Annotated in this window: 11 protein-coding genes; 6 read left to right on the top strand and 5 right to left on the bottom strand. The window is 73.4% G+C overall.

The genetic code is table 11. The annotated features are described in order from the left end of the window. The first annotated feature begins 96 nt into the window (after positions 1-96). Positions 97-1554: an NCS2 family permease gene (locus ACGF07_RS14520; protein ID WP_350742971.1), complete on the top strand. Its 1458-nt coding sequence runs from the start codon at positions 97-99 to the stop codon at positions 1552-1554. An 84-nt stretch (positions 1555-1638) separates the two neighbouring features. Here ACGF07_RS14520 and ACGF07_RS14515 read toward each other — a convergent pair whose 3' ends face one another. Next, positions 1639-2088 carry a VOC family protein gene (locus tag ACGF07_RS14515; protein ID WP_392898537.1) on the bottom strand — a complete coding sequence of 150 codons (450 nt, stop codon included), beginning with the start codon at positions 2086-2088 and terminating at the stop codon, positions 1639-1641. Positions 2089-2231: 143 nt separating this feature from the next. Between ACGF07_RS14515 and ACGF07_RS14510 the strand changes: the two genes are divergently transcribed. Both ACGF07_RS14510 and ACGF07_RS14505 read left to right on the top strand, forming a co-directional pair. Next, positions 2232-3155, top strand: coding sequence for a DUF4231 domain-containing protein (locus tag ACGF07_RS14510; RefSeq protein ID WP_350750066.1), 924 nt, complete (start codon positions 2232-2234; stop codon positions 3153-3155). A gap of 160 nt (positions 3156-3315) precedes the next feature. Beyond that, positions 3316-5028 (top strand): hydrogenase maturation protein, encoded by a 1713-nt coding sequence (locus tag ACGF07_RS14505; protein ID WP_350750069.1) that lies wholly within the window; start codon positions 3316-3318, stop codon positions 5026-5028. Between the two features lie 142 nt (positions 5029-5170). Here the strand turns inward: ACGF07_RS14505 and ACGF07_RS14500 are convergent, their stop codons facing one another. Both ACGF07_RS14500 and ACGF07_RS14495 read right to left on the bottom strand, forming a co-directional pair. Next, positions 5171-6031, bottom strand: a complete 861-nt coding sequence (locus ACGF07_RS14500; RefSeq protein ID WP_392898534.1) for an MHYT domain-containing protein — start codon at positions 6029-6031, stop codon at positions 5171-5173. 294 nt (positions 6032-6325) lie between these two features. After that, positions 6326-6811 (bottom strand): VOC family protein, encoded by a 486-nt coding sequence (locus ACGF07_RS14495; protein ID WP_350750230.1) that lies wholly within the window; start codon positions 6809-6811, stop codon positions 6326-6328. Between the two features lie 121 nt (positions 6812-6932). Here ACGF07_RS14495 and ACGF07_RS14490 point away from each other — a divergent pair, with 121 nt between their 5' ends. Next, positions 6933-7367, top strand: a complete 435-nt coding sequence (locus ACGF07_RS14490) for a MarR family winged helix-turn-helix transcriptional regulator (RefSeq protein ID WP_392898532.1) — start codon at positions 6933-6935, stop codon at positions 7365-7367. 204 nt (positions 7368-7571) lie between these two features. Continuing rightward, positions 7572-9092 carry an MFS transporter gene (locus ACGF07_RS14485; RefSeq protein WP_392898530.1) on the top strand — a complete coding sequence of 507 codons (1521 nt, stop codon included), beginning with the start codon at positions 7572-7574 and terminating at the stop codon, positions 9090-9092. Between the two features lie 225 nt (positions 9093-9317). Here ACGF07_RS14485 and ACGF07_RS14480 read toward each other — a convergent pair whose 3' ends face one another. Continuing rightward, positions 9318-9854 carry a GNAT family N-acetyltransferase gene (locus ACGF07_RS14480; RefSeq protein ID WP_392898527.1) on the bottom strand — a complete coding sequence of 179 codons (537 nt, stop codon included), beginning with the start codon at positions 9852-9854 and terminating at the stop codon, positions 9318-9320. Positions 9855-9907: 53 nt separating this feature from the next. Here ACGF07_RS14480 and thpR point away from each other — a divergent pair, with 53 nt between their 5' ends. Then, positions 9908-10495 (top strand): RNA 2',3'-cyclic phosphodiesterase, encoded by a 588-nt coding sequence (gene thpR / locus ACGF07_RS14475; RefSeq protein WP_392898524.1) that lies wholly within the window; start codon positions 9908-9910, stop codon positions 10493-10495. A gap of 203 nt (positions 10496-10698) precedes the next feature. On the opposite strand, the gene serC is transcribed toward thpR, so the two are convergent. Next, the gene (gene serC / locus ACGF07_RS14470) at positions 10699-11817 is read right to left on the bottom strand and encodes a phosphoserine transaminase (protein WP_350738772.1); all 1119 of its coding nucleotides are present in this window, start codon (positions 11815-11817) and stop codon (positions 10699-10701) included. Positions 11818-11919: the final 102 nt, after the last annotated feature.

Here is an 11919-nt window from a genome sequence, read left to right as displayed (position 1 = left end):
TGCGATCCGGAAACCATACTTTGGTCTACGCCCGGCCACCGTCGCCCCGGGCGGTCTCCCCCCTCTCCTCAGCTCCCCCACAGAGGACTCCCCGCCATGCCAGTGGTCCAGCCGACCACCGAGTCGCCCGAACCCGACGCCGCACCCCAGCCCCCGACGGGTGCCCTCGACCGCTACTTCCGGATCACCGAGCGCGGCTCCAGCCTGCCCCGCGAGATCCGCGGCGGCGTCGCCACCTTCTTCACCATGGCGTACATCCTGGTGCTGAACCCGATCATCCTGGCCAGCGCCACGGACATGACCGGGGCCCACCTCGACAGCGCCCAGCTGGTCACCGCCACCGCCCTCACCGCGGGCCTCACCACCCTGCTGATGGGCGTGATCGGCAACGTCCCGATCGGGCTCGCCGCCGGCCTCGGCGTCAACACCATCGTGGCGCTGCAGCTCGCGCCGAAGATGACCTGGCCGGACGCCATGGGCATGGTGGTGCTGGCCGGCTTCGCGATCATGCTGCTGGTCGCCACCGGCCTGCGCGAGCGGGTCATGAACGCCGTCCCGCTCGGGCTGCGCAAGGCCATCGCGATCGGCATCGGCCTGTTCATCGCCCTGGTCGGCCTGGTCGACTCCGGCTTCGTCAGCCGCATCCCGGACGCCGCCCACACCACCGTCCCGCTGCAGCTCGGCGGCAACGGCCACCTGCTCGGCTGGCCGGTGCTGGTCTTCGTCTTCGGCCTGGTGCTCACCCTCGTCCTGGTGATCCGCAAGGTGCCCGGCGCCATCCTGATCAGCATCGCGGCCTCCACCGTGCTCGCCCTGGTCATCGACCAGGCGGCCGACATCCCGGCGCTCAAGTGGGGCCTCACCGTCCCGACCTGGCCGGGCAACCCGGTCGCCGCCCCCGACTTCGGGCTGGTCGGCAAGGTCAGCCTGTTCGGCGGCTTCTCCAAGGTCGGCGTGCTGACCGGCGTGCTGTTCGTCTTCACCGTCCTGATGTCCTGCTTCTTCGACGCGATGGGCACCATCCTCGGCGTCGCCGACGAGGCCCGCCTGCTCGACGCGAAGGGCGACCTGCCGGGCATCAACAAGGTCCTGATGGTCGACGGCATCGCCACCGCGGCCGGCGGCGCCACCTCCGCCTCCGCCAACACCTGCTTCGTCGAGTCCACCGCGGGCGTCGGCGAGGGCGCCCGGACCGGCTTCGCCTCGATCGTCACCGGCCTGCTCTTCATGGTGGCGCTCTTCCTCACCCCGCTGGCCACCATGGTCCCCGCCCAGGCCGCCACCCCGGCGCTGGTCACGGTGGGCTTCCTGATCCTCGCGAACTCCGTCAAGGAGATCGACTGGGCCGACTACACCATCGCGATCCCGGCCTTCCTGACCATCGTGATGATGCCGTTCACCTACTCGATCACCAACGGCATCGGCTTCGGCTTCATCGCCTTCTGCATCCTGCGCCTGGCTGCCGGCCGGGCCCGCAGCGTCCCGGCCCCGCTGTACGCGGTGGCGGCGGTGTTCGCCTTCTACTACCTGATGCCGGCCCTCGGCCTGCTCTGACGCCCACGCGGCCCCCGCCCCACAGGCCGGCTTGCCCGGCTGAACGCTGCCCCGCCCTCCGGCCCGGAGGGCGGGGCAGCGGCGTCACTGGACGTCGAACTCGTTGCCCTCCGGGTCGGCCATGGTCGTCCAGGTGCCGGCGGGTTCGCTGACCTCGCGCAGGACGGTGGCGCCGAGGGCCCGGAGGCGGGCGACGGTGGCCGCGCGCTCGGCCGGGCCGGGGTGGAGGTCGAGGTGGAGGCGGTTCTTGGCCTGCTTCGCCTCGGGGACGGCCTGGAAGAGGATGCGGCGCCCGAGGCCGGTGCCGGAGGCCGGGTCGTACGGGTCCTCGGGGTGGCGGACGGCGGCGAGGGTGCGCCAGGCGGGCCGGCCGTCGAGTTCGGTGACGGCCTCCGGGGTGACGGCGCCGGCGTCGAGCAGGCGGGCGACCAGGGCGCTGTGGTCCTCGACGGTGTAGTCGAGGGCGGCGCCCCAGAAGGCGGCCTGGCGGTGCGGATCGGTGCAGTCGATGACGAGCTTCCAGTGCAACGGCATGTAACCGGTTCTACCGGTTACCGGCCCGCGAGGCAATCACCGCAGGTCCTGCGGCGCCGGGCGGTTGTCAAAAAGGCGACCGTGTAGGGCAGTTGGCCGTGGGCATACTGCCTGGACGGAGAAGGGGGAGGGGGGCTCGACCCATGGTGCAACAGGATCCGCCCGGGGGAGTCGAGGCGAGGCTGCTGCCGGAACTGTTCTGGCGGGCCGACAAGGCCTCGCTGGACGGGCAACGCGAGACGCTCCGGTGGCACCGGGGACTCATCGCGATGCTGGTGATCGCCGCGCTGATCGGGTCGCTCCCCGGCCCGGACCACAAGGGCGACAGCGACATCAAGCCACTGTTCTCGGTGGCCGCGTTCCTGGTCGCCGGCTACTTCTGGTCCCGGCTGCGCCGCAGCAACCCGCAGGGCCGCTGGTACGAGGCCCGGGCGGCGGCCGAGTCGGTCAAGACGCTGGCCTGGAAGTACACCGTCCGGGCCAGGCCGTTCGACGGCGAGGCCGAGTCGGCGGACGCGGACCGCGGCTACCTGCTGCAGGTCGAGGACGTGCTGCGGGCCTTCGAGGACCCGGAGATCGTGCCGCCCGGCACCGTCCCGGAGATCACCGAGGAGATGCGCCGCGCCCGGGCCGACAGCCTGACCGCCCGGCGCACGCTCTACCTGCGCACCCGGGTCGAGGGCCAGCGCACCTGGTACCGCTCGCGCGCCGAGTCCTGCGAGTCCCAGGCGGTCTCCTGGGGGCTGGGCATCGCCGCGCTGATCATCATCGGTGCGGCGGCGGCGATCGCCCAGGCCACCGGCGCTCTGGAGGTGCACGTCTTCGGCGCCAGCTCGGCGGCGGCCGCGGCGATCATCGCCTGGACGCAGCTCAAGCAGCTGCGCCCGCTGGCCGCCGCCTACCAGTTGGCCGCGCGCGAGCTGGAGAACGTCGGCAACCAGCTCTCCGACCTGGACCTCCGGGCGCCGGACGCGGAAGCGCGCTGGGCCCGGCTGGCCGCGGAGGCGGAGGACGCGGTCTCCCGCGAGCACACCACCTGGCGGGCCCGCCGGGCGTTCCCGCGGTAGGCGACGCGGGGGGAGGGGCTGGGGAGATACCGCGAAGCGGGGTGCACAGGTGTGCGGGATGCGTGAGGGTCGGGCGCTGAGGCACCGAACGTAACCGTTACGTGTCCATGCCCTGGTTTCATCGCCACCGCGCACCCGAAGTCGCTGCCCGGAGGCCCCCTTGCGCATTCTCCTGATCGCCACGGCGTTCAACAGCCTGACCCAGCGCGTCCACACCGAGCTGCGCGAGCGCGGCCACCAGGTCGCCGTCCAACTCGCGCTCGGGGACGACCAGATGCGGGCCGCCGTGGCCCGGGTCGACCCGGAGCTGATCCTCTGCCCGATGCTCACCAAGGCCGTCCCGGCGGACATCTGGTCCTCCCGGACGGTCCTGATCGTGCACCCGGGCCCGAAGGGCGACCGCGGCCCCTCCTCGCTCGACTGGGCGATCACCGAGGGCGCCTCCCACTGGGGCGTCACCGTGCTGCAGGCCGTCGAGGAGATGGACGCCGGCGACATCTGGGCGTCCGTCGAGTTCCCGGTGCCCGACTGCGGCAAGAGCGAGCTGTACCGGGGCGAGGTGGCCGACGCCGCCGTCGAGGCCGTCCTGCTCGCCGTCCAGCGGTACGAGGGCGGGCTGTTCACCCCGGAACCGCTCGACTACAGCCGCCCGGACGTGCGCGGCAAGCTGCGGCCCTTCCTGCGCCAGGAGGTCCGCCGGATCGACTGGGAGCAGGACGACACCGCCACCGTGCTGCGCAAGCTGCGCGCCGCCGACTCCCAGCCCGGCGTGCTGGACGAGCTGTACGGCCGCGAGTTCTTCCTGCACGGCGGCCACCCCGAGGACGAGCTGCGCGGCCCGGAGCCCGGTGCCGTCCTGGCCACCCGGGACGGCGCGATCTGCCGCGCCACCGTGGACGGCGCGGTCTGGATCCCGCAGTTGCGCCCGCGCCGCACCCCCGGCGGGCCGGCCACCTTCAAGCTGCCGGCCGCGACGGTGCTCGCCGACGAGCTGCACCGCGTGCGCGAGGTGCCGGTGACGCCGGCCGCGGCCGGCCGCCGGGACACCTGGTCGGAGCTGCGCTACCGCGAGGAGGGCGACGTCGGCTACCTCGAGTTCGCCTACGCGGGCGGTGCGATGAGCACCGAGCAGTGCCGCCGGCTGCTCGCCGCCTACCGCACGGCCGCCGACCGGCCCACCTCGGTGCTGGTGCTCGGCGCACCCCGGGACTTCTACTCCAACGGGATCCACCTCAACGTCATCGAGGGCGCGGCCTTCCCGGCGCTGGAGTCCTGGGAGAACATCAACGCGATGGACGACCTGGTCGAGGCGATCCTGACCACCGGCGACAAGCTGACCGTCGCCGCACTGGCCGGGAACGCGGCGGCCGGCGGCCTGATGATGGCGCTCGCCGCCGACGAGGTGTGGTGCCGGGAGTCGGCGGTGCTCAACCCGCACTACCGGCTGATGGGCCTGTACGGCTCCGAGTACTGGACGTACACCCTGCCCGCCCGGGTCGGCGCCGAGCAGGCCGAGCGGCTCACCACCGAGGCGCTGCCGGTCGGGGCCGAGCACGCCCGCCGGATCGGCCTGGTGGACCGGACCTTCGGCGGGGACGCGGGCGAGTTCCGCCGCCGGGTCGCCCGGGAGGCCTCCCGGCTGGCCGCCTCGCCCGAGCTCACCGGGCGGCTGGTGGACAAGAAGCGCCGCCGGGCCGAGGACGAGGAGACGAAGCCGCTGGCCGAGTACCGGGCGGAGGAACTGCGCCGGATGCACGCCAACTTCTACCGGGCGGGCGAGCCGTACCACGCGCTGCGGCGGGACTTCGTGCACAAGGTCTGCCCGGTGGCCACGCCGGAGCACCTCACCGGTCTGCTCGGGCGGCCGGAGTGACTGGCGGGTAGCGGCGCCCAGGGCCGGCCCGGAGCGGGACCGGGGCCGGCCCTGAGCAGGGTCGGAGCAGGACAGGGCAGGAGCGACGACGTCCGGCCGGGGTGGGACCCCGGCCGGACGTCGTCGTTCCTGCTCCCCGGTGTCAGCGCCGGGCGCGGGCCTCGCCCACCGGCCGCCGCGGCTGCTGCGGCGGCACCCGGGAGGGCCCGGTGCCACCCGGGGTGAAGGAGGCACGTGGCGGCAGCGGGGCCGCCGGACCGACCAGCACCGGCTGGGAGGCGTTCTTGCTCGGCGAGACGGCGAAGGCCAGCGCGCCGAAGAACACGTAGCAGCCGAGCCCGACCCCGAGCGGGAAGATGAACTCCAGGGCCATCACGCCGTTCTGCGTGGAGTGCGAGAGGTCCAGCCGGACGGACAGCGCCGCCATCCCGGTGTAGTGCATCGCGCAGACGGCGACGCCCATCACCGGAGCGGCGGCCAGCACGGCGAGGGTGCCCCGGATGTTCAGCGCCGCCCAGAGCGCGGCGGTGGCCGCGAACACCGCGATGGCGACCGACAGCCACACCGTGAACCGGTCGTAGTGGAGGAAGCCGGGCAGGACCATCGCGGCCATGCCGAGGTAGTGCATCGCGGCGACCCCCAGTCCGGTGGTCAGCCCACCGGCCAGCAGCGCCAGGAGGGGCCGGCGGCGCCAGTACCCGACGGTGAACAGCCCGATGCCGACCACCGCGACGGCGACCAGCAGGCTGAGCACGGTCAGCCCCGGCTGGTAGGTGATCTCGACCCCGGTGACGGAGAAGCCGAGCATCGCGATGAAGTGCATGGACCAGATGCCGGCGCCGAGCGAGGTCGAGGCGAAGAGCAGCCAGACCGCCTTGGTGCGGCCGTGTGAGACGAGTGCCCAGCGGGCGCTGCGCAGGGCGACGAAGGCCCCGAGGCAGGCGACGAAGTACGAGACCGCCGGTGTCACCCAGCCGTGGTCGGCATGATGGATCTCACCCAAGAGAGCTCCCAGGACGGTTGCGGGGATGCGGGCGCCGGGTCTCGGGGCGGAGGCGGGGGACCGGATACGGGGGTCGGTGGGGCGCGCGGAGGTGGGCGCGGAGGGGGCTCCGCCATGGGGAGACCCTGGCGTGTGGTGCCCCTGACAACGGGGACAGTAGCCACTACCCGCCGGTCGCACAAGGCTCAGGGTTTCACGAAGTCCCAGGTCAGGGTGGACCTTTACGCAGTCTGCATGATCTCGGCACCAAGCCCTGACAGGGCCCTTGCACGGCCTTCGGGCCCCGCTTGTGGGTTACTCCAGCGGAGCCAGCCCGAACGGGTGCCCCGCTGGGTCGATCAGCACCTTCAGCGTGCGGCCGTGCTGGTAGCCGGGCTCGGTCGCGCCGAGTTCGAGGGCCCTGGCGGTCGCCTCGTCCAGGTCGTCGACGTAGAAGTCGAGGTGGAAGTGCTTGCTGCCGTCCGGCTCGGTCCACGGCTCCGGCCGGTAGCCGCTCACCCGGCCGAAGCCGAGCGGGCTGCCGCCCTCCGGGTTGTCCAGGATCGCGAAGTGCTCGTCCACGTGCCGGGTCTCCCAGCCGAGGAGCTCCCCGTAGAAGGAGGCCAGCGCGACGGGGTCGGCGCAGTCGATGGTGACCATGGCGAGCCGGGCGAAGCCGCTGTCGCCCCGCCCGGGCTGGGTGCCCCGCCCGGACGGCGCGGGCGTGGCGGACTGCTCGTACGGCGCGGGGGGCGCGTACGGCACGTACGGCGCGGGCGGCTCGGCGGCGACGTCGGACATGGCTGGTCGGCCCTTCCTGAGCGGGAGTGGTGACCTCATGACCAATATGGCACCGGGCCGATCTTCCGGCACGGCGGGAACGCGTTTTTCTTTAGCGAGAGTAATGACGTAAGCTAAAGAGATGCCCGAGATGTCCGAGCAGGACCTCGCAGCGATCTCACAGCTGCGGTCGTCCACCATGCGCCTCTCCCGACGACTCAAACACCAACGGGTGGAGGAGTCGCTGAGTCCCACCGAGATGGGAGTGCTGGGCACCCTCGCCCGGTGCGGGAAGGCGACGCCGGGTGAGCTCGCCCGGAAGGAGCACGTGCAGCCTCCTTCGATGACCAGGATCGTCGCGATGCTGGAGGAGAAGGGGCTGGTGCGGCGGGAGCCGCACCCCGAGGACCGCCGCCAGGTGGTCGTCAGCAGCACCGAGCAGGCCGAGACGATCCTCGCGGAGAGTCGCCGGCGCCGAAACGCCTGGCTCGCCGAGCTCGCCCAAGGGCTCGACGAGGAGGAATGGGCCGTCCTCCGCGAGGCCGCGCCCGTGCTCTACAAACTCGCACACCTCTAGGCACACCGAACCCGGCCACGGCCGCCGGGAGACGAAGGAGCACCGCATCACCGCAGGACCGACCACCGACACCAGGAGCGGGGCGGCCGCCCCCCCCGCCCCCCCCCCCCCCGGGGGGGCCCCCCCGGCACCCCCCCCCCCCCCCCCCCCCCCCCCCCCCCCCCCCCCCCCCCCCCCCCCCCCCCGCCGCGAGGGGAGACCACCGTGACACCGCCGGCCGCAGCCAGCGCCGCCGCCATCCGTACCGACGACCCGACCACCGACCCCGCCGCGGCAGGCCCCGCGGCCGCCGACGCCCAGGCCCCCGCTCCGACGGGACTGCCCGGCAACGGCGACGACGACCCCGACGAACGCACCGCGGCGGACGACCCCGCCGCTCCCGGCCGCTCCGCGGCCCCGTCCCCCACAGGCGCCCGCTTCACCAGGCCCGGGGGGATGTTCTCCTCCCTGCGCGTCCGCAACTACCGCTACTACTTCGCCGGCCAGGTGGTGTCCAACACCGGCACCTGGATGCAGCGGATCGCCCAGGACTGGCTGGTGCTGAGCCTCACCGGCAGCCCGCTGGCCGTCGGCATCACCACCGCCATGCAGTTCCTGCCGATGCTGCTGCTCGGCCTGTTCGGCGGTGTGCTCGCCGACCGGATGCCCAAGCGCCGACTGCTGATCTACACCCAGGGCACCATGGGCCTGCTCGCCGCCGGCCTGGCCGTGCTGACCGTCAGCGGCATCGTCACGCCCTACTACGTGTACGCCTTCGCGCTGCTGCTCGGCCTGGTCACCGTGGTGGACAACCCGACCCGGCAGGCCTTCGTCTCCGAGATGGTCGAGCCCAAGGACCTCGCCAACGCCGTCAGCCTGAACGCCGCCAACTTCCAGACCGCCCGCCTCGTCGGCCCCGCCGTCGCGGGCCTGCTGATCGCCGCGGTCGGCAGCGGCTGGGCTTTCGCCGTCAACGCGCTGTCCTTCGCCGCCGTGATCGGCGGGCTGCTCGCCATGCGGGAGGGCGAACTGCGCCCGACCGAGCCGATCGCCCGCGAGAAGGGCCAGCTGCGCGAGGGCCTGCGCTACGTGAAGGAGCGGCCCGAGCTGCTCTGGCCGATGGTGCTGGCCGGGTTCATCGGCACCTTCGGCTTCAACTTCCCGACGCTGCTGTCCGGTTTCGCCTACGACACCTTCAAGGTGGGCGCCGGGCAGTACGGCCTGCTGAACACCGCGATGGCGGTCGGCTCACTGGCCGGCGCGCTGCTCGCCGCCCGCCGGGGCGCGCCGCGGCTGCGCCGCCTGGTCGGCGCGGCCCTGGGCTTCGGGCTGCTGGAGGTCGTCGCGGCCTTCGCGCCCGACTACTGGACCTTCGCGCTGCTGCTGACGCTGATCGGCGTGTTCGGGCTGAGCTTCAACACCTCGGTCAACTCCACGCTGCAACTGGCCACCGACCCCGAGGTGCGCGGCCGGGTGATGGGCCTGCTGGTGCTGGTCTTCACCGGCGGCACGCCGATCGGCGCCCCGATCGTCGGCTGGGTCACCGCCTCGTACGGGCCCCGGCTGGGCCTGCTGGCCTGCGGCGTGGTCTCCGCGCTGGCGGCCGGCGCGGTCGGCCTGGCGCTGGCCCGCAGCGCGGACCTGCGGGTGCGCTTCGACCTGCACCCGGGCCGCGGCGGCCGGGTGGTGGCCGTCGTGCCGCGGACCCGCGCGGCGAGCAAGGCGGAGCTGGCCCCGGCCTGCTGACGGCTGCGGCGCGGCCGTGCCGGTGGTGACGCCCTGCTGGTCGTGACGCCGTGCCGGTGGTGGCGGCCTGCTGGTCGTGACGCCGTGCCGGTGGTGGCGGCCTGCTGGTCGTGACGCCGTGCCGGTGGTGGCGGCCGCGACCGTCGTCCTGCCGACCCCCGGGGCCCGCCCCGGGGGTCCTCTGCGGTCCGGGCCGGGGCCCGAGGGGCGCCCGGCGGCGCCGGGTCAGAGCCGGATGGCGAGCACCTGGCCCGGCCAGACACCGGTCGGCTGCTCGACCTCGAAGCTCTCCGTCTCGGTGAAGCCGAGCGCCCGGTACTGGGCGACCAGTCGGCGGTCGGCGCCGGCGTAGCAGTCCACCCGCAGCAGGCCGATGCCGCGCCGGCGGGCCTCCTCGACCGCGTCGGCGATCAGCGCGGCGCCGATGCCCGAGCCCTTGCGGCTGCGGTCGGTGACCAGGTTGCGGACGAACAGCTCGCGCTCGTCCACGGCGGGCACGTACCGGCCGCGCTCCTCGGAGAGCACGCAGGAGCCGACCGTACGGCCCTGGCCGTCGACGGCGAGGCGGATCAGGAACGGCTCGGCGCCGTACTGCGCGATGTGCTCCGCGCGGGCCGGGTCGGTGGAGAAGGGCCGGTCGCCCCACTGGCCGGTGCGGCCCTGGTCGGCCAGCCAGGCCACGGCTCCGTCGAGCAGGGCGAGGATGTCGGGGACGTCCTCGGGACCTCCGGTGCGGATCTTCACGCCGCTTGAATCGATCATGAACCCGTTCTAGCCCAGGTTCGGGGGCGTGGGAAGAGCGGGAGGATGGGCCCATGAGATTGTTCACGGCGGTCCTGCCGCCGATCCCGGCACTCCAGGAGCTGGCCGACGCGGTCGCCCCCCTGCACGGCCTGCCCGGGGCCGACCGGCTGCGGTGGACCTCCGCCGCCAGCTGGCACCTCACCCTCGCCTTCCTCGGCCAGGTGCCGGCCGAGCGGCTGCCGGAGCTGGAGAGCGGTCTGGCCGCCGTCGCCGAGGTGCACCCGGCGCACCGGCTGCGGATCGCGGGCGCCGGCCGGTTCGGCGACCGGGTGCTCTGGGCCGGGGTGGAGGGCCAGACCTGGGCGCTGCGCAGGCTCGCCGAGGCGGTCACCGGGGCCGTCGCCGAGTTCACCGGGGACACCGACGCCTTCGGCTTCCACCCCCACCTCACGCTGGCCCGGGCCGGCTCCCACCGCGGCCACCGGCGGGCCGTCCAGCGGGTCGCGGCGGCCGAGCTGGACACGCTGGCGGCGGCGCTGGCGCCGTACTCCGGCCCGGAGTGGGAGGCCGTCGAGCTGCACCTGATGGAGAGCCGCGAGGAGGGCGGCGCCGTCCGCTACGAGTCGCTGCGCTCCTGGCCGCTGGCGGACTGGAGCTGAGGGCGCCGGTCGGCCCGGGTGCGAGCCGGAGGTACGCTCGTTGACCGTGGATCCCAAGACTCGTATGCGCATCGTCTCCGGCACCCTGGTGCTGCTGCTGGTCATCGTGCTGATCAGCTCACTCGTCAACCGGTAGGCCGGACACACGCAAGGGCCACCGCCCGCAGGCGGTGGCCCTCAGCCGTGCCGGTGTCCGGGTGCGGTCAGAGCTTCTCGACCACGTAGTCGATGCACTGGGTGAGCGCCTCGACGTCCGCCGGGTCGATCGCCGGGAACATCGCGATGCGCAGCTGGTTGCGGCCCAGCTTGCGGTACGGCTCGGTGTCCACGATGCCGTTGGCACGCAGTGCCTTGGCGACCGCGGCGGCGTCCACCGACTCGTCGAAGTCGATGGTGCCGACCACCTGGGAGCGCTCGGCCGGGTTCGCCACGAACGGGTTGGCGAAGGAGGACTTCTCGGCCCAGCCGTACAGCCGGGAGGAGGAGTCGGCCGTACGGGCGACGGCCCAGTCCAGCCCGCCGTTGCCGTTCAGCCACTCCAGCTGGTCGGCCAGCAGGAACAGCGTGCCGATCGACGGGGTGTTGTACGTCTGGTCCTTCGACGAGTTGTCGATGGCCGTCGGCAGCGAGAAGAACGGCGGGACGTACCGGCCGGAGCCCGCGATCTCGGCGGCGCGCTCCAGCGCGGCGGGGGAGAAGGTGGCCAGCCACAGGCCGCCCTCGGAGGCGAAGGACTTCTGCGGGGCGAAGTAGTAGACGTCGGTCTCGGTGATGTCCACCGGCAGGCCGCCGGCGCCCGAGGTGGCGTCCACCAGCACCAGCGAGCCCTCGTCCGCGCCCGCCGGGCGCCTGATCGGCATCGCGACGCCGGTCGAGGTCTCGTTGTGGGTGAGGCCGTAGACGTCCACGCCGGCCTCGGCGACCGGCAGCGGGTGGGTGCCCGGGGCGGTCTTGATCACCGTCGGCTCCGCCAGCCACGGCGCGGCCTTGACGGAGGAGGCGAACTTCGAGGAGAACTCGCCGAAGTCCAGGTGCTGGGACTTCTCCCGCACCAGGCCGAAGGCGGCGATGTCCCAGAAGGCGGTGGAGCCGCCGTTGCCGAGGACGACCTGGTAGTCGTCCGGCAGCGAGAAGAGGCTGCTCACGCCCTCGCGCACGCGCTTGACCAGGTTCTTGACCGGGGCCTGGCGGTGCGAGGTGCCGAGCAGGGAGGTCTGGGTGGCGGCGAGCCCACTCAGGGCCTCGGGGCGCACCTTGGACGGTCCGCAGCCGAAACGGCCGTCTGCGGGCTTGATGTCAGCGGGGATCTGGATCTGAGCCACGCGGGCAGCCTACCGGCCGGGGGCCGGCCCCGGGTACGCCCGTCCGCCGGCTGAGACTGCGGTCCCGGCTCTCCGCCGGGCGCCGACAGCGGGCCCGGCCGA

The organism is Kitasatospora sp. NPDC048194 (assembly GCF_043202455.1).
Lineage (GTDB): Bacteria > Actinomycetota > Actinomycetes > Streptomycetales > Streptomycetaceae > Kitasatospora.
This window is presented reverse-complemented; position numbering and strand designations above follow the sequence as displayed.